The sequence below is a fragment of the Pedobacter sp. Leaf41 genome, from assembly GCF_001422545.1.
Lineage (GTDB): Bacteria > Bacteroidota > Bacteroidia > Sphingobacteriales > Sphingobacteriaceae > Pedobacter.
On the sequence record NZ_LMLE01000013.1, the window covers coordinates 1 to 25,397 of the forward strand.

The following is a 25,397-nucleotide window of genomic DNA, read 5'->3' on the forward strand; positions in this document are numbered from 1 at the left end:
ACTACCACAGAAAAAAAGATGAAGGCAAGCATAGTATGGCTGTACTGAATGCAGTCAGGAACAAAATAATACTTAGAGTAGCTGCTGTTGTAAAAAGCCGAATGCCTTTTAAAAATAATTATAAAATAGTAGCATAAAAGTTGTTTTGATCATAACAATCATCTCGACCGAAGCGCAGCGTAGTGGAGAGATCTTTTCCGATCATTTTACATCGTTCAAAGATTTCTCGGCTTTGCTCGAAATGACGATGGATTTAGGCTATCATGCTAAAGATTTGTTCCTTGCCTTTCCTTCAGCCAAAGCACGACCATCATTCACTCAATCAAAGCGTTGCTGCTTCATCCGGCAAGCTCCCACGGCCCGTCATTCCTACCGTAGCGTAGTGGAAAGATCTTTTTCATTTGTTTATATCATTCAAAGATTTCTTTATTCCACAATAATAAAAACAAAGAAGCACTTTATCTCGCATTTAATTTCTCGTTTTCAAGCTTGCGAAGGCCAATTATTCTGAATGTTATAAAAAAGTTAAAATTTCTTTAGGAAAAAATTAAACTTTTAGGCACTGATATATAAAAGGCAAACAACAATGGTTGATAGAAGTAAATTCAACGCAGAAGATTTCCTTGTCGATTCTACATTTCAGCAATATTGCGCTGGAACCGACAAACTTTGTGTTGGATATTGGGAGAAGTACATTAATGCCCACCCGGAGCAGGCGAAAGTAATTGCCGAAGCGATGAAATTATATGTGATTTTGAGTGGAAATAAACGCCAGTTAAATTCACAAGTAGAATCTTTTAAGCAAGAGATGTTTCCACAACAGGTGATAAGTACTAAAATAAGGTCTTTTTTATGGCTAAAAATTGCAGCGGCAATTGTGGTAGTTTTAGGGGCCACTTTACTTTATTTAAGCTATCGTAATCTTAAGAGCGGCGAATCCACACAGGAAGTGTTCACCTGGGCAACAAAAAGCGGCGAAAGAAAAAAAATCAAGCTACAGGATGGAACGGTGGTTCTGCTAAATGCAAAAAGTACACTTTCAATTCTTAAAGGATTTAATCATGATAGAAGAGAAGTAACCCTAATCGGGGAAGCTTTTTTTGATGTCGTTCATAATAAAGAAAAACCTTTTAAAGTACATACTTCCGATTTTGATATCAATGTTTTGGGTACAGCATTTAACGTTAAATCTTATCCAGATGAAATCACTTCCGAAGCGACTTTGATCCGCGGTTTAATTACAATGGAAGCCGCAAATGGCAATGGAGGTACAATTACTTTGAAACCAAGCCAGAAGGTAACGTTTTACAAAACCCAACCATCGATTGAAAAAACCAAGTTATCAAAGCCGTCGCTGGCACGGCCAGAAATCGCAATAAACCATTATACCGTTATAAAAGACAGCACAATTGTAGAAACCGCCTGGACTAAAAATCGCCTTGAAATTTACGATCAGGATTTTGACGAAATCAAAACTGTTTTGGAAAAATGGTACAATGTCAAAATCAAGTTTACCAACAGCGAAATTGAAAAGTATCGTTTCACTGCTACATTCAGCAACGAGACCATCGAACAAGTTCTTTCAGCATTACAAAACGTAGAATATTTTAAATATGAGATAAAAGGAAATGAGGTGATCATCTCAAAATAAGAATAAAAAAAGGACGGTGTTGGAGCACCGCCCTTAATATTTCTTCTTTGATTAATTAATGGCAGTTTATGCGCAAACAGATTGCTGCCAATAACTTATGCAACCAAAAAAACAAAAATATGATTAATTATTACTTACTGCAAGGGCATCCGCTTCGACGGAAGCTCTTAAAATTCATTTTGCTAATGAAATTGGCCTGTATTATGGTTTTCATTACTTGCCTGAATGTTTCTGCATCGGTGTTTTCTCAGGAAAAAATATCCCTTGATGTAAAGAAAACGAAATTAGGTAAGGTTTTACAGATTATCGAACAGCAGAGCAGCTACCATTTTGTGTATAGCGCCTCTTATGTCCCGGTAAATAAAGATGTAAGCATCACCGTAACCAATACTTTGGTTACTGATGTTTTAGCCGCTATTTTAAACAGAACAAACCTAAAATATTCTGTTTCTGATGGCGGTTTAATCGTCATTAGCAGGAATAAAGAAGTACCCATTACCGGTACAATCAAAGATGCTTCAGGAGGTGCATTGCCAGGTGCAAGCGTTCGCGTTAAAGGAACAGGAATTGGAACCTCTACCGATATTAATGGCAAATTTACTTTAAATGCTCCAGAAAATGCTCTTTTAGTCGTTTCTTATGCGGGGTTTCAAACTAAAGAAGTTGCTATCGGAAGCCAAACGACAATCAGTATCACATTGGTTGAAGATACCAAACAACTTACTGATGTAGTGGTAACTGCATTGGGTATTAAGAAAGAAAGAAGGGCACTTGGTTATTCGGTTACGCAGCTTTCTGGCGAAACTTTAACGCAAGCCAGAGAAAATAACATCACCAATTCGTTAGTAGGTAAAGTTGCGGGTTTAGATATTGCCGGAACTTCGGGAGGAGCGGGAGCGGCTACCAATGTCACTATTCGTGGTGTTTCGAGCATGGGTCCTTCAAGTCAGCCCCTTTATGTGGTGAACGGGATACCGATGGAAAACTCTCCGGTAGGATATAAAAGCACCATTGGCATTGGAAACAACGGCGGGCAATACGATAATGCACCAGATTTGGGAGATGCCATTAGCAACATCAATCCTGATGATATCGAGAGCATTTCAGTATTAAAAGGAGCTGCAGCATCAGCGTTATATGGTAACCGGGCTAAAGCAGGTGTAATCTTGATCACCACAAAAAGTGGTAAAGGAAACAGCATTGAGTTTAGCAGTAATTATGTTGCAGAGCAGGTAATGGACAGAACCAACTGGCAATATGTTTACGGGCAGGGGGTAAACGGACAGAAACCCACCACACAATTGGCTGCGGCTTCTACAGGAAGCTCAAGCTGGGGTGCGCCTCTTGACGGATCAAGCGTCATTCAGTTTGACGGGGTAAGCAGGCCGTATTCAGCGCAACAGGATAATATCGAAGACTTTTACAGAACTGGTGGCAGCTGGACAAACACTTTGGCTTTGAACAAATCGTTTACAGGTGGAATAATTCGTTTATCTGCAAGTGATTTAACGAATCGTTCGGTGGTGCCAAATTCAGGTTTAAACAGACAGAACTTTACGTTGTCGAGCACATTCGATCCGATTAAAAACCTGGTGATTGATGCCCGTGTAAACTACATTTTAGAGCAGGCAAAAAACCGTCCGATGTTATCAGATGGGGCAGGTAATGCCAATTACAATGCAGCATTTTTGCCAACCAGTGTAAACATCGCCACATTACAACCAGGCAAAAAGCCCGATGGAAATGAACTTTCTTACAATACAGGCAATCCGTATGCTACAAATCCTTGGTTCGCTGCAAACGATTTTATACATGATACCAATAGGGAACGTTTGTTAAGTTCGGTAAGTGCGAAATATACTTTTGATAATGGATTGTTTTTGCAAGCCAGAGCCGGAAGAGATTCTTATAAAGATACCTACATTGCAGTTACGCCATCTGGCACCGCTTATGATGTTGATGGAGGATATACCGAACAAAACAGTAAATTTTCTGATATCAACGTGGATGGTTTAATTGGTAAATCATTCAAAATTGATGACATCTCTATCACGCCCAATATTGGCGCCAGCTACCGCAGAACGCATAGTGAAGGGATAACCAATAGTGGTGCGAATTTCCAGCTTTTCGGAATTTATACTTTGGCCAATACGGGTGGAAAATCTGTTTCTGCCTATAAACAAGATCAGGAAACACAATCCATCTATGGTACGCTGGAAGTTACTTATAAAGATATCTTATACTTAACAGGAAGTGCCCGCAGTGATTGGTTTTCTACATTGGCAACTCCTGGAAGAGACAATAAACTAAACACCGTTTACCCGGCTGTTAGTGGATCATTTGTTTTTTCGGAATTATGGAAACCATCTTTCTTAAGCTTTGGTAAATTAAGAGCAGGTTATGCGATGGTTGGTCAGGCTACCAGTCCTTTTCAAACGCAATTGTATTACAATTTACGGAGCGAGTCCATCAACAATAATCCGCTGGGTAATATTGTTAACGGCGCAATTCCGAACGCTTCTTTATTTGCATCAAGTGCAACCGAGTTAGAAATTGGAACGGAGTTGAGATTTTTCGGAGATCGTTTAAATGTTGATTTCACCTGGTATAACAAAAAATCAAAAGATGAAATTATCGATGTGCCAACTTCGACCACAACAGGATACAATGGTGCGGTGTTAAATATTGGTCAACTAAGAAATCGGGGTATTGAAGCATTGGTTTCTGGAATAATATTAAAAAATCAGGATTTTAGCTGGACATCAAGCATCAACGGATCTCGTAATAATAATATGGTACTTACGCTTGCTCCTGGAACGGCATCGCAGCCCTTGGCAACGTCACGCAGTAACGTTGGTTTTCTTCAAAATTTAGAAGGTAAGCCTATTGCACAAATTATGGCTTACGATTTTCAGTACGATGCAAACGGAAATATTGTAAGAGATACGAATGGTGTTCCACAACGTGGAGAATTAAAAGACTATGGTTCGGCATATCATAAATGGACTGCTGGCTGGAATAACGAATTTAATTATAAAGGCGTAAATCTCTCTTTCTTAATTGATGGGAAATGGGGCGGTAAAATCTTCTCAGCAACAGATTATTATGGCTATGTTTTTGGTTTACACCAAGCTACCTTAGAAAGCCGTGATCAATTAGGTGTTGGTGCAGCAAATTATTACGGCACTTATGCCAACAATGTTTCTAAACAGTTTGTGCAAGATGCCAGTTTCATCAAGTTCCGTCAATTTATATTGGGATATAACTTTCCAGCAAAGGTTTTTAATAACAAAATTAAAGGCTTAAACGTAAGTTTTGTAGGGCGTAATCTGTTCATCTTAATGAAGAAAACCGATAATATCGATCCCGAATCCAGCTATAACGCAACCATTCCTGGGATGGAACTGGGTGGCGTTCCACCAGTGCGTACCTATGGTTTAAATTTAAGTGTTAAGTTATAATCTTTAAAAAGAATTGAAAATGAGAACGATCATAAAATTATACGTACCACTTCTATTATCAGGCCTGGCGCTAATAACAAGCTGTACTAAAAACTTCGAAAAAATTAACACCGATCCTTTATCGGTAAATCAAGAACAATTTAACCCAAATTATTTATTATCAACAGCCCAATTGAATTATACTGGCAGTGTAGATTTTGCTTATGAAACCTGGCGTGGTAACCTGATTTATGCCTCAACAATGATGCAGGGCATGTCATCAGTAATTGGCTATTGGGCTGGTGATAAATACATGCTGAATGAGGGCTACACCGCCGCCTATTGGGAAAAAGCTTATCCTGATCAAATAAAATATGCAGCAGATTTGGTTGAGTTTACCAAAGGGAAAGCGCAGTATAATAATGTACACCAAATTGGTAGAATCTGGAAAGCGCTAATGTTTCAACGGTTGACGGATTTGTATGGCGATATTCCGTATTTCGATGCTGGTAAAGGATATTACACAGGAAATTTATATCCAAAATATGATGCACAACAGGCCATTTATGCGGATCTCCTGAAGGAAGTTGATGAAGCAGGAACAGCGCTTACAGCTGGTGGTGATGCAGTAACGGGCGATTTGATCTATGGTGGTGATGTAAACAAATGGAAGCGTTTTGCTGCCAGTTTAATGTTGCGCATGGCAATGAGATTAACGAAAGCTGATGCAACTTTAGCACAAAGTTATATTACAAAAGCTGTTGGTAAAACCATGACTGGCGATGCCGATAATGCCCTATTTAAACATGATGCAAATGGCGGCAGGGTTACCCAAAACAGAGCCGCACAGGTGTTATTGGGCGATGGTGGTCAGGAGAATTTTTATACCCGATGGAGCAGTACTTTCATCAATTATTTAAAAGCCAATAACGATCCGCGTTTGGGTAAAGTTGCAGTAACGAAGCTTTATTTAACAGATGTAACAAAAGCGCAAAACTCTGCTTTTATTACAACTGCATCTGTTCAAAAAGGGATGCCAAATGGTAAAGATTTAAGTGGTATTGCAGGCAGAGATGTCCGTCAGGATGCTTCTTATACTGATTTTACCGATTATTCTTCTCCTAATCCAGGCATGTTAAAAAGAGATGGAAATACCATTATTCTTACCTATGCAGAAACTGAATTACTTTGGGCAGAAGCCGCACAACGCTTCAATATTGGTGGCTCGGCAGCTGCACACTATAATGCCGGCGTTACCGCCGCTATGACTTATCTATCTCAGTTTGATCCATCCATGGCTTTAAATGCCGGCGATGCTGCTGCCTATTTAACTGCTCATCCCTATGTTGCAGCTAATGGTTTAGAAATGATTTCTACGCAATATTGGGCGCACACCATTACCATGTTGGATTTTTACGAAACGTGGTCGAACTGGAGAAGAACCGGATTACCTGCACTGGTTCCAATTGTTTACCCAAATACCAATACAGGCGGCTCAATTCCGCGGAGGTTCCCTTATCCTTTAATAGAAGGCGTATCTAACGCTGCAAATTACAAAACAGCGTCAGCAGCGGTTCCGGGTGGCGATAAATTGGTTGGAAGAGTTTGGTGGGATAAATAAACAGCTTTGAAAGCTTTTAAAACCGGTGTCATTTATTTTGGCACCGGTTTTTTTTGAGTAACATTTCTAATGAGGTTTTTGATTAACGGCAGTTTAACTTGATATTTATGAACCAAACTCAACTAAATGAAATCCAGATTTTTACTAAGCATTTTTTTACTTTCAGGCATAGCTACTTATGCTCAGCAAAGCCCGAAAAGAAACCAGTCAAAAGAAACTGTTACCTCAACTCAGGTTACAGTAAAAGAAGAGCCTAAATCAATAGCTAATGAACGGACTATAAAGGTCGAAAGTTCGGTGATTACCAATCATTCTGTAAATATCGATGGCAAAGCAGTTCCTTACAAAGCAACTACTGGTACCCTTCCCGTTTGGGATGAGGATGGAAAACCCATAGCAGGGTTATTTTATACCTATTACGAAAGAAGTGATGTTTCTAACCGCGATAAAAGACCGTTGGTAATCTCTTTCAATGGTGGCCCCGGCTCTGCCTCAGTTTGGATGCACATCGCTTATACTGGTCCGGTGGTGTTAAACATTGATGATGAAGGTTACCCGGTTCAGCCATATGGCTACAAAGAAAACCCTTACTCTATTCTGGATGTTGCGGATATCGTTTACATCGATCCGGTAAACACGGGTTATTCTCGGGCAGTAAGTAAAGATATTCCAACCAATAAATTTTTTGGTGTAAAAGCCGATATTAAATATCTGGCAGAATGGATCAACACCTTTGTAACCAGAAACAACCGCTGGGCATCGCCGAAATTTTTAATTGGTGAAAGCTACGGAACCACCCGTGTTTCAGGTTTGGCTTTAGAGCTTCAGAATAACCAGTGGATGTATTTAAATGGGGTAGTTTTAGTTTCGCCAACAGAACTGGGAATAGAGCGTGGCGGGCCAGTTGAAGCGGCTTTACGTTTGCCTTATTTTGCCGCAACTGCATGGTATCACAAATTGTTGCCTCAGGATTTGCAATCTAAAGATTTAACGGCAATGTTGCCTGATGTGGAAAATTTCACTATCAATGAGGTGATTCCCGCAATTTCTCAAGGCAGCATGTTGAGTGCTGAAAAAAAGAAAGCTATTGCAGCGAAAATGGCCCGTTATTCTGGCTTATCAGAAAAAGTAATAATAGACTATAACTTGAATGTGCCAACAAATTTTTTCTGGAAAGAACTGATGAGAGACAAGGGATTTACTGTTGGCCGTTTAGATTCCCGCTATCGCGGAATCGATAAAATGAGTGCTGGTGAGGGGCCGGATTATAATGCAGAGCTTACTTCATGGCTGCATTCTTTTACGCCAGCCATTAACATGTACATCCGGACCGAGCTTAACTACAAAACCGATTTAAAGTATAACATGTTTGGCTCGGTTTATCCCTGGGATCGAAGTGGCGACCAAACCGGTGATAACCTTCGCCAGGCGATGGCGCAAAACCCTTATTTACATTTATTGGTGCAATCGGGTTACTACGATGGTGCTTGCGACTACTTCAATGCAAAATACAGCATGTGGCAATTAGATGCTGCGGGTAAATTTCAAGATCGCATGAGTTGGGAAGGCTACCGTAGCGGGCACATGATGTACCTGCGTAAAGAAGATTTGAAAAATTCCAATAATCATATCAGGGAGTTTATCAAAAAAGCATTGCCAAAAGCAGGTGAAGCGGCGAAGTTTTAACCAGGATTTTTAGGTTTTAGGGATTTTAAGATCATACGCAGATCAAGTATGAATTCTCAATCGCTATATGCAAAGTTAGTCTTCGAGATAACATTATTTGAAGCGCAAAGTCAGTACAACTATTTATGTTGGTCCTGCTTTGCGCTTCAATCTTTTTTGTGTAATTGTTGTGGAAAATCGAACAGAAACCATCAAAAAAGTATTTTCGCTTCAATCAGGGCTAGTAAAGTTTGGCCAGTTAATGTCGAGCTTTCAGGGATATTATTCAGCGAAATTAACAGTTAACCTTACCATATGCTTCGAAAGCAAATAACCAATTCACTTTTCCTTGTAAGGGTAAGTAAGTGAACATCAGATAACTGTTTCTTGCTACCTTCTCGTCCCAGCGGGACGTTTCCTCGGTAGCAAAATTAGGTGTGATAATTATTTTGTTCCGTAGGAACGTTTCATGGTCTTCGTCGATCTTTATCCAGGTGTTGCCACCTAAACCTGATCGGCCGGATACCGATTCTTCATCGGTAGGAGATAGAGCAGGGCGGGACCAAGACGATTATTTACTGTCATTGCTTTCCAAATCATAATCAAAATGCAATTCATCATCGCGTTATTTAGCTAGCAGGAGCGAAACAAAAAACTGTTGACCGCAAACTAAAAATAATTACTTATTTTTGTGGTTCAATTATGCAGCAAATAAAAACATCATTCGATTTTGAGAAACCTATTGCAGATTTAGTTCAGCAGATAGAAAAGGTTAAACAAGTTGCCGATAAAACAAAGGTAGATATGTCTGCCACGTTAGACGAGCTTGATGGCAAATTAGAAGAAACCACCAACAATTTATATAAAAATTTAACTGGCTGGAATAAGGTTCAAATGAGCCGTCATCCCGATCGTCCGCAAACACTCGATTACATCAGCATGATTTGTGATGATTTTATTGAGCTACATGGCGATAGGACAGTTAAAGATGATAAGGCAATTATCGGCGGTTTTGCTACCATAAACGGTCAAACGGTAATGGTTATCGGGCACCAAAAAGGTAAAAACACCAAAGAACGCCAGTTTCGTAATTTCGGTATGGCCAACCCTGAAGGCTACCGCAAAGCTTTACGTTTAATGCGTTTGGCAGAGAAGTTTAACAAACCGGTGGTTTCTTTTATCGATACAATGGGTGCGTACCCTGGTTTGGAAGCTGAAGAACGTGGTCAGGGTGAGGCAATTGCCCGCAACTTATTAGAAATGTCGGTGCTTCGTGTGCCCATTATTTGTATTGTTGTTGGTGAAGGTGCATCTGGCGGCGCTTTAGGTATTGGTATCGGCGATAAAGTTTATATGCTTGAGCATACTTGGTATTCGGTTATTTCACCAGAGTCTTGCTCTTCAATTCTTTGGAGAAGCTGGGATTTTAAAGAGAAAGCTGCTGAATGTTTGAAGTTAACTTCTGATGATATGTTTGGCAACAAATTAATCGACGGTATTATTCCAGAACCACTTGGAGGAGCTCATCAAGATCCTGAATTAATGGGTCAAACGCTGAAAGAATACCTTATAAAGGATTTGGCTGCTTTAGGTAAGCTGAAAACGGATAAAATGATTGAGCAAAGAATTGAAAAGTTCTGTGAAATGGGCGTTGTAAATGAATAATCATTAAAAATAATTTTTGAATCCCGTTTAGCATCGCTAAACGGGATTTTTTTTTGGATTATTGGTTTCATGGATACCTTCGTTTTGTTGCCATGCCCACACACGCTCACGCTCTTTTCCAAACGAGTGTGTAAATAGGCAATCGTATATTACGATGGAATCGTAAAGCTATAATGCGCTCGTTAGAAACGAGCGCAGGCGCTAAAAGATAAGAATGCTACCTTTTGGGTGCCCACGCTCGTATCCAAACAAGCGTGTAAATAGGCAATCGTATATTACGATGGAATCGTAAAGCTATAATGCGCTCGTTAGAAACGAGCGCAGGCGCTAAAAGATAAGAGGGCTAGTCTTCATTTGCCCACGCTCGTTTCCAAAGGAGTGTGTAAATAGCTAATCGTATTCTACGATGGAGAGTGCTCGTTTCCAAATGAGCACAAGCACAGGATAAATGGAAGTCGATTAATAGACTTCTAATAACTCAATATCAATAATTCCACTTAACCCTGAATAATTTGAGGCTGAACTGTATATATAATGTTCCGGCTCTGAAACTATTCCAGCTTTAACCGGATTTTGGTGAATATAGTTAAGCTTTTGATAGGTGAAATCATTCGACGTCAATTCAACAGCATGGTATCCATCCTGCCAAACTTTGTAATTTTCAATCCGCTCTAAGTATTTGCCTGCAAACTCAAACTTGTTTAACAACCATTTCTTACGACTTTCTTCCCCATTTTCTATTTCCTTAATAAGTGCTCGACTAGTAAATTTTTTAAAGTCCCTTATAATTGCAAATAATTTATCTTTTCCTGATGTTGACGCAATAAGATGGATATGATTTGTCATTAAACAGAATGCGAACAGCCTCAATCCTTTATATGATTGACAATACCTCAAAGAATCCATTATGATTTCTTTATAAGATTGTCGTGTAAAAATATCAACCCAATCTACAATGGTAAAGGTCAAGAAATAAATCCCGTCAGGATCTCGAGCAGTATATTGATCAGACATATACTTAAATCTATAAATTTTTACGATAAAATTTTAAAACAAAATATAGCTCCATGCCCACGCTTTTTTCAAACGAGCGTGTATATAGATAATCGTATTCTACGATAGAATCGTAAAGCTAGAATGCCCTCGTTAGAAATGAGCGCAAGTGCCTAGAACGTAATTTTTACCGTGCACGCCCACGCTCGTTTCCAAATTAGTGTGTAAATAGCTAATCGTATTCTACGATAGAATCGTAAAGCTAGAATGCGCTCGTTAGAAATGAGCGCAAGCGCCTAGAACGTAATTTTTAAAGTGCACGGCCACGCTCGTTTCCAAACGAGCGTGTAAATAGCTAATCGTATTCTACGATAGAATCGTAAAGCTAGAATGCGCTCGTTAAAAATGAGCGCAGACCTAATAACCACTCGACAATCCATAAAAAAAGCAGCTACAATTAAATGCAGCTGCTTGAAAGTATTTTGAGAACTAATTTACTGTGGCGCTTGTTGCGAATAGTAAGCTGAGAATTTCGCCTCTAAACCAGTGAATATCTTCTCCAGCTGTGTGCTCACTTTGGTTTGTCCATTTGCTTTAGCTGTCCTAATCATTCTATCCAGATAGTATAACCCAGTTTGCACATTTTGTGATCCTGTTAAACCTTTCGATGCGGAAAGATCCGCTAGATAGGTTAACTCTTTATTGATATAATCGCCAGATTGAGTTAAGATTTCTTTGGCCCTTGCGGTTTCACCAAGCTTGTACAAGTTTTCGGCCATGTAAAATTTAACAACAACTGTACGAATGCCATAAAATTTCTGAGGCATTACTTCATAATACTTATCTACCACTTTTTTAGCTTCGGCGGTTTTACCTTCCTTAATCAAACTTCCAGCTAGGTTACTGAAAATATTAGTAAAGATAAAGGTATCGTCAGATGATTGTGGATCTAAATAAGTAGCATTTTTCATGTTACCCCATTTAAATTTAGTCATTACGTTGTTATACAATACAGGTGTATTCAATTGTTCTGCTCTCTCTTCCGCTGTTGTTGTATCAGGTTGTAAAGGCATTAAACGTAATGCTAAACCTTCACTATACAAATATTTATCTAAACCATTGTATTGTTCTGAAGGAACGGTCGAAGCAAAATAAATTGGACGTTTCCAATCGTTATGCGCCAAAATATCAAGCATCGCCAGTGTACCTTTTGTAACGTAACCTTTGTTGAAAGTCCAGGTCATTTCAGGAACAATTTTCGAAGCGTTGGCTGCGCTAACTGTACCTGTGCTTAACACTTGTTTAGGATCAATTGTAATTTTGAAGTTTTTAGTAGGCAAGAAATTTGATTTAGTGCCATCCTGCATCGCAACCTTATCATTATCATCATTTGATAATAAGAGATCCACAATGTTTTTCAATTCTACCGCACCAGCAATTTTATAATCATCGTAAGGCATTACATCACGCTCACCCTGAACATATTGCTCTGGTTTCATTGTAATTGGTAGCGGTGCAGATTCATTTTGTTTTTTTCTGGCGCCATTGATGTACCAATCGGTATCAAACAAACTTAGGTTTACTATACGAATATCAGGACGCACATTTTCTACTTCCTGGATATACCAGAGCGGATAAGTGTCATTATCGCCATAAGTAAACAGGATGGCATTTGGGGCACAAGATTCTAAGTAATCTAAGGCAATATCATGCGGAACCATTTTGGTAGAACGATCGTGATCATCCCAACCTTGTTGAGCCATAATTACGGGAGCGGCCAATAAACCAATTACGGTTGCCGCCACAGCGCCATTTGTTGCTGACAGCTTTTTAAATACCCATTCTTTTATGGCCAAAGCACCGAGACCGATCCAAATGGCAAAAGCATAAAAAGATCCTACGTAAGCGTAATCACGTTCACGAGGTTCTAAAGGCTTTTGATTTAGATATAAAACAATGGCAATACCTGTAAAGAAGAACAATAATGCCACAACGCCAGCATCCTTTTGGTTGCGTTTGAAGTGCCATAATGCCCCAATAATCCCCATAATTAATGGCAAAAAGAAGAAACGGTTATATGCATTGTTATCCACCGTAGATGGCGGTAAATTAGTTTGATCGCCCCTTAACATGGCATCAATTGGCTTAATCCCGCTAATCCAGGTTCCTTCGTGGCCACTGCCCTGGCCTTGTTCGTCGTTCTGGCGACCAGCGAAATTCCACATGAAATAACGCATATACATATAACCAATTTGATAACTGAATAAAAAGCCTACGTTATCAACCAAGTTTGGAACTTTAGCATCATCTAAACGCATCCATTCTTTATAAAAGGCAGCATGTCTGGCGTCATCGCTATACATACGCGGCAATAAAGTGTTGTTATTGTACTCATAATCGGTTTTTACACCAGCTTTCTCGTATTTTTCGTTTCCTTTTCTCCAAATTGTTTTTCCGCCTTCTTTAATTCCAGTTCGTTCCGAATTATAATTTGGACCATAAGCTAAAGGTCTATCGCCATATTGCTCACGATTTAAATAACTCAAAAAGGAGAATGCATCTTTCGGAGCACTGTTATTTAAGTTCGGGTCTGCTTTTGCTCTGATGATAATCATTGAGAAAGAAGCATAGCCGAAAATGATTAATACCGTAGAAATTAAGCCTAAGTTTAATAACTTTTTTTGGTGTTTGATGGAGTAACGAATCCCCCAAACCAAGGCCGAAATCACTAAAATAGCGAAAAATAGAACACCAGTTCCGAAGCCTAATCCTAAAGTATTCACAAAGAATAAATCGAAGTAAGCACCAAATGAAACCAGGTACTGGATAATTCCGTATTGGATCACCGCCAAAATTAAAATCCCAACTACCAGAGTTTTTATAATTCCAGAAGTTGTGGCTTTGCCTGTTCTTTTAAAGTAATAAATAAAAGCTAAGGCTGGTATGGTAAGTAAGTTTAATAAGTGAATTCCGATTGATAAACCCATAATATAGGCTATGAAAAGCAGCCAACGGTCGGCTTTTGGCTCATCCGCATGAGCTTCCCACTTCAAGATTGCCCAAAAAACGATTGCTGTAAACAATGAAGATTGCGCATAAACTTCAGATTCAACTGCCGAAAACCAAAAACTATCAGAAAATGTATAGGCTAAGGCACCTACAGCACCAGCACCCATAATACTGATCAGTTTTCCAGTGGTCAGTTCATCTCCTGCTTTTAAAACTGTTTTCTTGGCCAAAGCGGTGATGGTCCAGAATAAGAATAGGATGGTGGCGGCACTACAAATAGCCGAGCCAATATTCATCCAGTAAGCAATTCTGGTTAAATCGCCTGCGGCGAAAACAGAAAAGAAGCGTTGAATCATCAAAAATAATGGTGCTCCTGGTTGGTGAACAACCTGCATTCTAAATGCTGAGGCGATAAATTCACCGCAATCCCAGAAACTTGCTGATGGTTCAAGAGTTAAAACGTAAGTTATTGTGGCAATTAAAAAGCAGATCCAGCCGACTATATTATTGACTTTTGAATAATTCATTGGGTTGTTTGATGATATTAAAAAATGTTTTCACATAAAAATGCTGCCGAAATTAACTATTCTAGTCGATAAAACAGGTAAATTATTGGATTGATTTAACAAATTTTAACGGCTTAGCTATCATTTGCATTCACTATATTAATCTACTTTTAATTTAAATAAATACAAAAACCCATAAACTGGATTGAATATCTCGTTTACGGGTTCAGTTTTGAAAGATGAGAACCTAACTTGAAGCAAATGGACTAAAACGACCGATTAGATTATTATATTGATTTTCTAGTTTTTTGCTTAATTCCTTTTGTTTAAATGTTTCTGTCAACCGCACCATCTGTGCAAGATAGGTAAGGTAAATGCGAACATCTTGCTCAGATACGAGTTGGCTTTTGCTTTCAGAGACATCAGCTAAATAAGCGAGTTCCTTATTAATGTGGCTTGCTGATTTATTGATCATCTGATTTGCTCTGTTCAAATCGTTCAATCTATAAAGGCTTTCCGTAATATAAAATGAACTTACTACCTGGCGCATGGTATAAAATTTTTCAGGAATGACCTCAAAATATTTGTTCGCCACCTGGGTGCCTTCGATGGTTTTGCCTTGATTAATCAGGGTGCTTAACAAGCCACCAAACATATTCGAAACATAAGTAACATCATCTGCCGATTGTCTATCCAGGTGGTTGGCGTGTTTAATGTTACCATAGCTATAAACGCTTATCAAATTATCAAACATTGGCTTTGGATTGATTAATTCATCATTTTCGGTTTCCAAACGCTTTGGTTTTAATGGAAGCAATCGCTTATTAAGCCCTTCGGTGTAAAGGTATTTGTCTAAACCAATGTATTGATCTTTCGGCATGGCAGTTGTAAAATAGATCGGCCGTTCCCAATTGTTATGCGTTAAAAGATCGAATAAAGCCAAAGTTCCTTTACTTACATAATTACCCTCATAAGTCCACTCCATGGCGCTTGCAATTCTACCCGCATCTTCTTTTGGCACTGTTCCGGTATCTAAAACCTGCTTCGGATTAACAGTGAGTTTTAAGTTTTTAGTTGGCAATATATTGTATTTCGAGCCATCACTCATGGTTGCCTTGTCATGGTCATTATCAGAAAGCAAAACTTCCAAAATATCTTTTAGTTCTACCGGGTTTGCAATTTTATAGTCTTGGTAATACATTACATCCCGTGTTCCGGCTACATACTGTTCAGGTTTTATAGTTAACGGCAGCGGTGCAGATTGGTTCTGCTTCCGTTTCATTCCATCTATATACCAATCGGCAGTAAACAAACTTAAGTTTACTACCCGTACATCGGGACGAACATTTTCTACCTCTTGTGCATACCAAACCGGATAGGTATCGTTATCGCCATAGGTAAAAAGAATAGCGTTTGGCGCACAAGATTTTAAGTAATTCACAGCCATATCATGTGCTACGTGGCTTTCAGAACGGTCGTGGTCGTCCCAGCCTTGCGAGGCCATGAGTACAGGAACGGATAAAAGGGCAATTAAAGAAGCGAAAATGCTTGCCTTGGTTGGCGAAAGCTTCTGGAAAACCCAATCTTTCAAACCAAATACGCCGAGTCCGATCCAAATTGCGAAAGCGTAGAATGAGCCTACATAAGCATAATCTCTTTCACGTGGTTCGATAGGCACCGAGTTGAGGTAAATTACAATGGCCACGCCTGTGAAAACGAAAAGCAATCCAATAATGCCAGCGTCTTTCTGGTTTCGTTTAAAATGCCAAATGGCCCCGATTAAACCAATAATCAATGGTAAAAAGAAGAACCTGTTGTAAGCTTTGTTTTCAGTAATTGAAGGGGGCAAATTGGTTTGATCACCCAATCTTAATGCATCAAGCGGTTTAACCCCGCTTAACCAGGCACCATTTCTCCCGCCCAACTGCCCATCTTGATTATCTTGTCTACCCACAAAATTCCACATAAAATAGCGCATGTACATTTGGCCGGTTTGAAAAGAGAACATATAACTTAAATTATCGCTCAAAGTTGGCTTATAGGAATCATCAAAACCCATGTAGTTTTTGTAGAAGTTAGCATGTTCTGCTTTATCGCTATACATCCGCGGAGCCAATGTTTTATCAGCAAAAACATATTCTGATTTAGTGCCGGCAGATTCATATTTATCTTTCCCTTTTCTGTAGAGCTGCCCGGTTTCTTTGATGTCGATTTTCTCAGAGTTGTAATTTTCGCCGTAAAGTAATGGGCGATCACCATATTGAGATCGGTTTACATAACTCAAAAAGTTAAAAGCATTTTCTGGATTGGTATTGTTAAGGTTTGGTTTCGCATGTGCTCTAATGATTAAAATGGCAAATGAACTGTAGCCAAAAATCAACAGCGTGGTAAAAAGCATTATTAAGTTCATTGCTCTTTTTTGCTTGCGGATAGCGTAAATTATCCCATAGCTTAAACTACCAATAACTAAAATAGCAAAGAAAAAGATACCGGTGCCGAAACTTAAACCGAGGTTGTTCACAAAGAAATAATCGAAGTTTGCCGCAGAGGAGATCAGGTATTGGATAATTCCAAATTGAACAAAGGCCAATGCGCAGATTGATATTATCAAAACTTTAATGATGCCTTGCCAGCTTGGCTTTGGATATTTCTTGATGTAATATACTAAGATTAAAGCAGGAATGGCTAAGAGATTTAACAAGTGTACACCAATAGAAAGCCCCATGATATACGCCACGAACAGCAACCACCTGTCTGCTTTTGCGTCCTGGGCTTGCGATTCCCATTTCAGAATTCCCCAAAAAACTATCGCTGTGCATAGCGATGACATGGCATAAACCTCAGCCTCTACTGCCGAAAACCAAAAACTATCTGAAAATGCATAGGCTAAAGCACCAACCAAACCAGCGCCAATAATGCTGATGGTTTTTGATGTAGTGATTTCTTCGCCGTTTTTGATGATAGTTTTTTTAGCCAAGGCAGTAATTGTCCAGAATAAAAATAAAATGGTGCCGGCACTTGCCAATGCAGATGCTAAATTCATGAAATATGCAACCATCGTTTTATCGCCGAAAGCGAGGGTAGAAAATAGACGTTGAATCATGGAAACGATGGGGGCGCCAGGTTGATGAACCACTTGCATCCGGAAGGCAGAGGCGATGAATTCGCCACAATCCCAAAAGCTTACCGATTGATCTAAAGTTAGAATATAGGCTGTAGCGGCAACTAAAAAGCATAGCCAACCCGTGATGGTGTTAATTTTAGCGTAGTTCATAGTAAAATTTAGTCTTTGATAATAAATGATTTAAGTGGTTCTCACTTAAAAAAGTCGTAGAAAAAAATAAAATGTTGCATGCGATATGATGATTTTTTTATCTTTGCAACGCAAGAAGGAACAGTAGGAGAGAAATTAAAAATATTTTAAAATCACTCTTGCAAAATTAAAATAAGGTTCCTACATTTGCATTCCCTTTCGAGGATTCGTTCTCGAGAAAGATTGTCCGATAGTATAAGGGTAGTACAACGGTTTTTGGTACCGTTTGTCTTGGTTCGAATCCAGGTCGGACAACGAAAATTTTAATGTCGGATCGTGTTTGTAAAATGACATGATCCGATTTTTTTTAACCGTAAACTACACGGATCATGCCATTGCAGTTTAACCCGGTAAAGTTATTTTCCGGAACAGGTTCAAGAGGACTATCACTTAAAATTGCTGAAAGTTACGGCAAACCACTTGGTGATGTTACCATTCACAAATTCAGTGATGGCGAATTTCAACCTTCTTTTGATGAATCTATCCGCGGCTGCGATGTTTTTTTAATCCAATCTACTTATCAGCCCAGCGATAATTTAATGGAACTTTTGCTAATGGTTGATGCCGCTAAAAGAGCTTCAGCACATTATATTACTGCAGTTGTTCCTTATTATGGTTTAGCCCGTCAGGATAGAAAAGATAAACCTCGTGTAGCAATCGGTGCGAAATTGGTAGCTAACTTATTAAAATCTGCAGGTATCCACCGCATCATGACGATGGATTTACATGCAGCACAAATACAAGGCTTCTTTGATATTCCGGTGGATCACTTAGATGGATCGGTAATTTTTGTTCCTTATATCAAAAGTTTAAATCTACCTAATTTAACTATTGCATCTCCAGATATGGGTGGTTCATACCGGGCCCGTACTTTTGCGAAATTTTTTAATGCAGAGGTAATTATTTGCGATAAACGACGTAAACGTGCCAACGAGATCGAATCAATGTCGATTATTGGAGATGTAACCGGGCAAGATGTAGTGTTGATTGATGATATTTGCGATACAGCCGGAACCTTATCAAAAGCTGCTGCTTTGATTATGGAAAATGGTGCCGCAAGTGTGAGAGCGGTTTGTACGCATGCAGTACTTTCTGGTAAAGCAGTTGAAACGGTTGAAAATTCGGTGTTAACTGAATTAATTGTTACGGATACTATTCCTTTAAGAATTGAAAGTCCGAAAATTAGAGTGCTAAGTACAGCAAGTTTATTTGCAAGAGCAATTGCTAATGTAAACGAACATGGCTCGATTAGCGACTTGTTTAGAGTTTAGCGTTGCGGTAAGCGTGAAAACGCCAAGCGGCATGCGCCAAACAATAGAAAGAGTTTAATAAATAAATATAAATAAAATGAAAACAATCGCAATTAGCGGTTCTCCAAGAGAGAACGTAGGGAAACGCGATGCCAAGGAACTTCGCTACGAAGGTAAGGTTCCGGCGGTATTGTATGGTGGAAAAGAGCAACAACACTTAGCTGTAGTTATTGCTGATTTAAGAGATGTTATTTATACCCCGGAAGTAAATTTTGTGGAAATTGATGTGAACGGTGCTAAAACTAAAGCTATCGTTAAAGATACTCAATATCACCCACTTACTGACGTGTTAATGCACATCGATTTTCTTCAGTTATTCGACGAGAAAGAAATCGTGATGGAAATTCCAGTTAAATTAACGGGAACTTCTCCAGGTGTTAAAATGGGGGGTAAATTAATTCAGAAATTACGTAAACTTCGCGTTAAAGCTTTACCAGCTAACATGCCACAAAACGTTGAAGTAAGCTTAGATAAATTAGAAGTTGGAAGTTTATTCCGTGTTCGCGACTTAAAAGTTGACGGATTCGTAATTACTAACACTCCTGAAGATACTATCGTTTCTGTTGCAATGTCTAGAGCATTAAAACAAGCAGAAACTGAAGCTGCTAAAGGTAAAAAATAATCAAGTTCTCTTGATTTTAGGAAACGGCTCGATGCAAATCGAGCCGTTTTTTTTTGCCAGATTTTTTATGTGATCGAAATGCATCTTGCTGAGGGTTAATTTATCTCGTGAAATTAATATAGATGCCTTTAAGAACGGTCTTCATTGCCTACCTGCAGCAGGCAGGCGAGGTACGACGCAATCTCATTCGATAGATTAATACAATAAATAAGACTCTTCAATCGATAAAAAATCGATTTCACCAGCCTGCCGCAGGCAGGTAAGGAGGAATAATAATGTCAATAGTAGGATGACGACTTTTCATGGTCGATGGAGACACCGACCATTAGAGAAGAATAAGATGACGGCCATTTATACAAACCGCTCATGATTTGGAACCAGCAAGCAGTATCGCACAGCCACGTCGTCATTCCCGCGCAGGCGGGAATCTTAAAGCGGTGTAAAGGAAATAAGATTAAGATCCCCAGGCAAGCTGAGGATGACGACCGTTTATAGAAGCCGTTAATGGTTTGTAGAGCTAACAAGCATTAAAATCTGGTCGTCATTGCCTGCCTGCGGCAGGGAGGGAGAAATGGGAAGTCAAGAAAGTCAATGGTAATTGGGTTCAACATCTTTTCGATGAATTTTGAGTAGTGAAGATCCTGAAATAAATTCAGGATGACGCTTGAGAGTAGGACTTTCAACTAAACGCTCCGAACTCCCAAATTTCTACCTTTTTTTCTACCTTTGCCGCTATGAAATATCTCATCGTTGGCTTAGGAAATATCGGACCAGAATATGCTCATACTCGTCACAATATAGGTTTTGATATTGCCGATGAATTGGTGAAGAGCTTAAATGGTAGCTTTGACAACATCCGTTTAGCTTATTATTCGGAAGTAAGTTTTAAGGGGAAAAAGCTTCATGTAATCAAACCCACTACGTTTATGAATTTGAGTGGGAAGGCAGTAAACTATTGGATGAAAGAACTAAAGATTGCTCCAGAAAATGTTTTGGTGATCGTAGATGATCTTGCGCTTCCCTTAGGAAAATTGCGACTTAAACTTCAAGGTTCGAGTGCTGGCCACAACGGGCTAAAAAGTATTGAAGAAGTTTGTGGCGGACAAAATTATGCCCGCCTTCGGTTTGGCATCGGTAGCGATTACCCAAAGGGGCGTCAGGTTGATTTTGTGCTGGGTTTATTTGATAAAAATGAGCAGCTCGAACTCCCAGCCCTAATAGATAAAAGTGTAGACTTGATTAAGAGTTTTGTTACTATTGGGCCTGCTCATACGATGACGGCTTTTAATAAATAGAAAAAAAAATCTTATGACAGTGTCTGAATTTAAGCAGTCTCTCGCAACCGATCAACCGCCAGTGCAACTAAATGTTGAGTTGACAGCACTCTGGTATGATGGTAAAGGAGATTGGGATAATGCGCATAAACAAGTCGATCACCTTAATAGTGCGTCAGCATCTTTGATACACGCATATTTGCATCGAAAAGAAGGTGACATCTGGAATGCAGATTACTGGTATGCAAGAGCCAAAGAAACTCGTCCAGATATCTCTTTGGAAGAAGAATGGAATCAACTAGTTACTCGATTCCTTAACTAATTTCTCTGGCCAGATCTCAGTAATAGTATTGCTCAATAGTTATTATTGGAGATGAAGGTGAATTTTTCCCAAAAAAAAGACCATCTTTCGATGGTCTTTTTGATATATTTTTTATTAATGATTACTTCACTTGTTCCTGAGCTCTGGAAATATAAGCATCAATCATTTGTGCTTCAGCGCTTTCGGGATATTGTGTTTTGATTTTTGTGTAAGCATCAACAGCGCCCTTAAAGTCTTTTTGGTTTTCTGCAACCAGTCCTAATTTTTTAAGAAACATTGGAGAAGTAAACTTGCTTGCTTTGTCTGAAGCTTTCTTGTAGTAGGTAGTAGCCTGTTTGTAATCTTTCAACTCACTGTAAGCATCTCCAAGTAATCCTAAAGCCAATGGGTCTGCAACTGGGCTACCAGTAGCGCTATATTTGCTTAACGATTCAATGGCTTGTTTGTAATCGCCTTTGCGCAGATAAATTCCACCTAGGTATAAATTGGCTAAATTAGCCGATTTTGTATTGTCGTATTCTTTAGCAATTTGTTCTAAACCTGGATATCCACCTTCACCTTTAATGGCTTTGTTTGATAAAGAATCTACACCGATAAATTGTTCAGCTTTAAACATTTTGCTTGCAGCTTCTTCAGCACGGTCTTTTAAATACACACCTTGGTACCAAAGATATACTAAGATTAATAAAACTACAGCACCTGCTATAAATAATAAGCTCTTAGTGTTTTCCTGTAAAAATGAACCTTTTTTAATAGGTTGAATTGTCTGGTTATCTGTTGTAGACATGTTTGTTTAAAAAATTTAAGATTGCAAAAATACATTTTTCAATCAAAGAATCAATCTTTATTTTGAAGTATTTAATTAAACATTAGTTATTTAGAGGGTAAAAAACGGTAAATTGCGCCATATTTATGTGGTTAAAGAATATTACGCTTCTAAATTTTAAAAACTATAACGATGCCGATATCCAATTTTCGGATACGGTAAACGTTTTCACAGGTAATAATGGCTCGGGCAAAACAAATATGCTCGATGCGATTCATTATCTGTGCCTATGCAAAAGCTACTTTAATCCAATTGATGGGCAACAGATCAAAACTGGCCAGGAAATTTTCATGATTCAGGGAGATTTTGATCGCAGCAGCAAAAATGAAAAGATTTCTTGCGGAGTAAAACGTAATCAGAAAAAGCAGTTCAAGCGCAATAAAAAGGAATATGATAAGCTGGCTGATCACATTGGCCTTTTTCCGGTGGTGATGGTATCTCCTTATGATGTAAACCTGATTATGGAAGGGAGCGAGGAACGGAGGAAATTTATCGACAATGTGATTTCTCAAACCGATTCGCATTATCTGGATCAGCTGATTTCTTACAATCGAATTCTTTTAAATAGAAATGCATTTTTAAAACAGATTGCCATCAGCCGCAAATACGATCCAGCTTTATTGGAGATTTTAGACGAACAACTGGTAACGGCAGGCGATAAAATTTTTGCTATCCGTAAAGCATTTATGGATCAGTTTATCCCGCTATTTAATCAATATTATATCTACCTTACAGAAAATAAAGAAACTGTAGAGCTCAATTATCAGTCGCAATTAAACGATGCCAGTTTTAACCATTTGTTGGCAAAATCAGTAGAAAAAGATCGGGTTTTAGAAAGAACGACTACTGGAATTCATAAAGATGAATTGGCTTTCGTAATCAGCGGGATGCCCCTGAAAAAATTCGGTTCACAAGGACAGCAGAAATCTTTTTTGATTGCTTTAAAGCTGGCGCAATATGCTTACCTGGCTAAAAATAAAGGTTTTAAACCTTTGCTTTTGCTGGATGATATCTTTGATAAATTGGATGATAGCCGGGTACAAAAATTGATGCAAATGGTTTCTCACCACGATTTTGGTCAAATATTTATTACCGATACGGGTAAAGAAAGGGTGAAATCGATTTTTGAAAACATAGATGTTGATGTAACTTTGTTTGAAGTGGAGGAGGGACAAATAAAAAATGCGTAAACCTAATGATTTAACTATGAAAGATGCCGTTAGCAAAATGCTCGACGTGTATCGCTTACGCCGTAAGTTTGACGAAACTTCTATTTTAGCTGTTTGGCCAGAAATAATGGGGACAGCTATTGCCAATAGAACCACTCAAATTTATATTCATGATAAGAAACTATTTATTAGAATCGAATCGTCGGTTATAAAAAATGAGTTAGTAATGGTGCGCCAAGGGATAATTCGAAAACTAAATGAGCATGCAGGTAGTCAAGTGATTACCGAAATGGTTTTTCTTTGAAAATATGTGATAACAAAAAGGGCTGGCAAATTTAATTTACGAGCCCTTTTTGTTAAGCTTTGACTTAGGCCTCTGGACTTCAGACTCAAGACTGAAAACTAGCTCCTTCCGCCGCCAAATATTTTGGCAAGAATCCAGATGAGTAGTGCAACCACTACTACAACTATAATGACACCCGACCAAACGCCGGCTTTAAATATACCTCCAACAAGTTCACAACTGCTTAAGGTAGTGCATAAAAATGCGATTAGTGCTATAGGTAATATCTTTTTCATATTGATGTTAATTATGTATATCCTAACATCAATCATTACATAAAGTTTTAATTAAGGCTATTTACCGTTAACTTTTAACAATTCTACCTCAAAAATTAAAGCACTATAAGGTGGGATATCTGCTCCTGCACCACGTTCGCCATAAGCCAAGTGATAAGGAATGAAGAACTTATATTTAGAACCAGCAGGCATTAATTGAACACCTTCAGTCCAGCCTGGAATAACTCTGTTCAAAGGAAAACTAATTGGCTCACCTCTATCGTAAGAACTATCAAATTGTTTACCGTTTAATAAGGTTCCTTTATAATGAACTAAAACTGAATCGGTAGCTGTAGGTTTTACGCCAGTTCCGGCTGTTAAAACTTCGTACTGTAACCCACTGGCAGTTGTTTGAACGCCAGCACGTTTTTTGTTTTCTTCTAAAAACTCTTGTCCTTCTTTTATCATGGGTGCAAATTTAATTTTGTTAGCTTCATTTTCTGCCTTGGTTTTTACTGCTGATGCTTTTGTGATCGCATCATTAATATATTGCTGCGCTTGTTGTTGCGTTAATGCCACTTTGGCGCCTGCAAAAGCGTCTTTCAAGCCTTTTAGTAAGGCTTCGTAGTTTAAAGTTGATAAACCAGTAGATTTTAAACTAGTGCCCATCGACGTTCCAAAAGCATAACTGGTAGAATCTAAACCAGATTTTAATGCTATTGTTCCCGGAATGGTTTTCGAAGTGGCTATGGTTTTTTTAGCTACGGGCTTTTTTGCTACAGTCTTGGTTTGCGCATTTGCCGAAATAGCGATACCTGAGATACATACCGCCAATAAAAATTTTTTCATTATGGAAATTGTGTTAATATTCCAACGCTGAGTTGGATGGATTATTTTAAGGCTGAAAGATACAAAATAGATAAAACAATAAAACCCCGAAAAATCGAGGTTTCATTATAATATTCTCTTTTTCTAAAAACTAGAAACGTTCGTCTGCCTTGAAGAAGAAGTTACCTTCAATTTCTGCGTTCTCGTCAGAGTCCGATCCGTGAACTGCATTTGCATCAATTGATTTAGCATATTTTTGACGGATAGTTCCTTCAGCCGCTTCAGCTGGATTAGTAGCACCGATTAACTTTCTAAAATCTTCAATTGCATTATCTTTTTCTAAAATAGCAGCAACGATAGGGCCTGAAGACATAAAGCTTACCAAATCCTTGTAAAACGGACGTTCAGCGTGAACAGCATAAAACTGGCCAGCAGTTTCATCAGTTAGCTTAGTATATTTTAATGCGATGATTTTGAAACCTGCATTGGTAATGTCATTTATGATCGATCCGATGTGGCCGTTAGCAACAGCATCAGGCTTGATCATTGTAAAAGTTCTGTTAGTGCTCATTGTATTGTTATGAAATTTTCTGCAAAAATACGTTTTAATTGATGAATATTAAAA

General features: G+C 38.7%; 18 protein-coding genes. 11 read left to right on the forward strand and 7 right to left on the reverse strand.

The genetic code is table 11. The features are described 5' to 3' along the window. Positions 1 to 586: 586 nt before the first annotated feature. From ASE92_RS20105 to ASE92_RS20125, 5 genes are all read left to right on the forward strand, one after another. Positions 587 to 1,651 (forward strand): FecR family protein, encoded by a 1,065-nt coding sequence (locus tag ASE92_RS20105; protein WP_056851924.1) that lies wholly within the window; start codon positions 587 to 589, stop codon positions 1,649 to 1,651. Between the two features lie 185 nt (positions 1,652 to 1,836). Continuing rightward, positions 1,837 to 5,112: a SusC/RagA family TonB-linked outer membrane protein gene (locus ASE92_RS20110; protein ID WP_235527408.1), complete on the forward strand. Its 3,276-nt coding sequence runs from the start codon at positions 1,837 to 1,839 to the stop codon at positions 5,110 to 5,112. A gap of 19 nt (positions 5,113 to 5,131) precedes the next feature. After that, entirely contained in the window at positions 5,132 to 6,712 is a 1,581-nt protein-coding gene (locus ASE92_RS20115) for a SusD/RagB family nutrient-binding outer membrane lipoprotein (RefSeq protein WP_235527409.1), read from the forward strand. A gap of 126 nt (positions 6,713 to 6,838) precedes the next feature. Continuing rightward, entirely contained in the window at positions 6,839 to 8,398 is a 1,560-nt protein-coding gene (locus ASE92_RS20120) for a S10 family peptidase (RefSeq protein WP_056851926.1), read from the forward strand. A 681-nt stretch (positions 8,399 to 9,079) separates the two neighbouring features. Continuing rightward, positions 9,080 to 10,042, forward strand: a complete 963-nt coding sequence (locus ASE92_RS20125) for an acetyl-CoA carboxylase carboxyltransferase subunit alpha (protein WP_082455145.1) — start codon at positions 9,080 to 9,082, stop codon at positions 10,040 to 10,042. Between the two features lie 459 nt (positions 10,043 to 10,501). On the opposite strand, the gene ASE92_RS20130 is transcribed toward ASE92_RS20125, so the two are convergent. The 3 genes from ASE92_RS20130 to ASE92_RS20140 form a co-directional block, all read right to left on the reverse strand. Beyond that, positions 10,502 to 11,056 (reverse strand): transposase, encoded by a 555-nt coding sequence (locus ASE92_RS20130; RefSeq protein WP_056851927.1) that lies wholly within the window; start codon positions 11,054 to 11,056, stop codon positions 10,502 to 10,504. A 473-nt stretch (positions 11,057 to 11,529) separates the two neighbouring features. Next, on the reverse strand, positions 11,530 to 14,571 hold the full coding sequence (locus tag ASE92_RS20135; RefSeq protein WP_056851928.1) for a DUF2723 domain-containing protein: 3,042 nt from the start codon (positions 14,569 to 14,571) through the stop codon (positions 11,530 to 11,532). A gap of 226 nt (positions 14,572 to 14,797) precedes the next feature. Then, positions 14,798 to 17,824, reverse strand: coding sequence for a DUF2723 domain-containing protein (locus ASE92_RS20140; RefSeq protein ID WP_056851929.1), 3,027 nt, complete (start codon positions 17,822 to 17,824; stop codon positions 14,798 to 14,800). Between the two features lie 368 nt (positions 17,825 to 18,192). Between ASE92_RS20140 and ASE92_RS20150 the strand changes: the two genes are divergently transcribed. The 4 genes from ASE92_RS20150 to ASE92_RS20165 all read left to right on the forward strand — a co-directional run bounded on the left by ASE92_RS20150 (position 18,193) and on the right by ASE92_RS20165 (position 21,391). Next, on the forward strand, positions 18,193 to 19,134 hold the full coding sequence (locus ASE92_RS20150; RefSeq protein WP_056851930.1) for a ribose-phosphate pyrophosphokinase: 942 nt from the start codon (positions 18,193 to 18,195) through the stop codon (positions 19,132 to 19,134). Between the two features lie 76 nt (positions 19,135 to 19,210). Beyond that, positions 19,211 to 19,795, forward strand: a complete 585-nt coding sequence (locus ASE92_RS20155; protein WP_056851931.1) for a 50S ribosomal protein L25/general stress protein Ctc — start codon at positions 19,211 to 19,213, stop codon at positions 19,793 to 19,795. A gap of 734 nt (positions 19,796 to 20,529) precedes the next feature. After that, positions 20,530 to 21,090: an aminoacyl-tRNA hydrolase gene (pth, locus tag ASE92_RS20160; protein ID WP_056851932.1), complete on the forward strand. Its 561-nt coding sequence runs from the start codon at positions 20,530 to 20,532 to the stop codon at positions 21,088 to 21,090. Positions 21,091 to 21,103: 13 nt separating this feature from the next. Then, positions 21,104 to 21,391, forward strand: a complete 288-nt coding sequence (locus tag ASE92_RS20165; protein WP_056851933.1) for a hypothetical protein — start codon at positions 21,104 to 21,106, stop codon at positions 21,389 to 21,391. A gap of 121 nt (positions 21,392 to 21,512) precedes the next feature. Here ASE92_RS20165 and ASE92_RS20170 read toward each other — a convergent pair whose 3' ends face one another. Then, a complete protein-coding gene (locus ASE92_RS20170; RefSeq protein WP_056851934.1) occupies positions 21,513 to 22,178 on the reverse strand; it encodes a tetratricopeptide repeat protein in 666 nt (221 codons plus the stop codon). A gap of 125 nt (positions 22,179 to 22,303) precedes the next feature. Between ASE92_RS20170 and ASE92_RS20175 the strand changes: the two genes are divergently transcribed. Together ASE92_RS20175 and ASE92_RS20180 are read left to right on the forward strand one after the other, a co-directional pair. Then, positions 22,304 to 23,407 (forward strand): DNA replication/repair protein RecF, encoded by a 1,104-nt coding sequence (locus ASE92_RS20175; RefSeq protein ID WP_056851935.1) that lies wholly within the window; start codon positions 22,304 to 22,306, stop codon positions 23,405 to 23,407. Further along, positions 23,400 to 23,690, forward strand: coding sequence for a DUF721 domain-containing protein (locus ASE92_RS20180; protein ID WP_056851936.1), 291 nt, complete (start codon positions 23,400 to 23,402; stop codon positions 23,688 to 23,690). Before ASE92_RS20175 ends, ASE92_RS20180 begins: the two co-directional genes overlap by 8 nt. A 98-nt stretch (positions 23,691 to 23,788) precedes the next feature. On the opposite strand, the gene ASE92_RS21415 is transcribed toward ASE92_RS20180, so the two are convergent. From ASE92_RS21415 to ASE92_RS20195, 3 genes are all read right to left on the reverse strand, one after another. Continuing rightward, a complete protein-coding gene (locus ASE92_RS21415; protein ID WP_200926476.1) occupies positions 23,789 to 23,965 on the reverse strand; it encodes a hypothetical protein in 177 nt (58 codons plus the stop codon). A gap of 57 nt (positions 23,966 to 24,022) precedes the next feature. Beyond that, complete coding sequence (locus ASE92_RS20190) at positions 24,023 to 24,613, reverse strand: FKBP-type peptidyl-prolyl cis-trans isomerase (protein ID WP_369817440.1); 591 nt, start codon at positions 24,611 to 24,613, stop codon at positions 24,023 to 24,025. A gap of 310 nt (positions 24,614 to 24,923) precedes the next feature. After that, a complete protein-coding gene (locus ASE92_RS20195; RefSeq protein ID WP_025144153.1) occupies positions 24,924 to 25,343 on the reverse strand; it encodes a nucleoside-diphosphate kinase in 420 nt (139 codons plus the stop codon). Positions 25,344 to 25,397 lie beyond the last annotated feature (54 nt).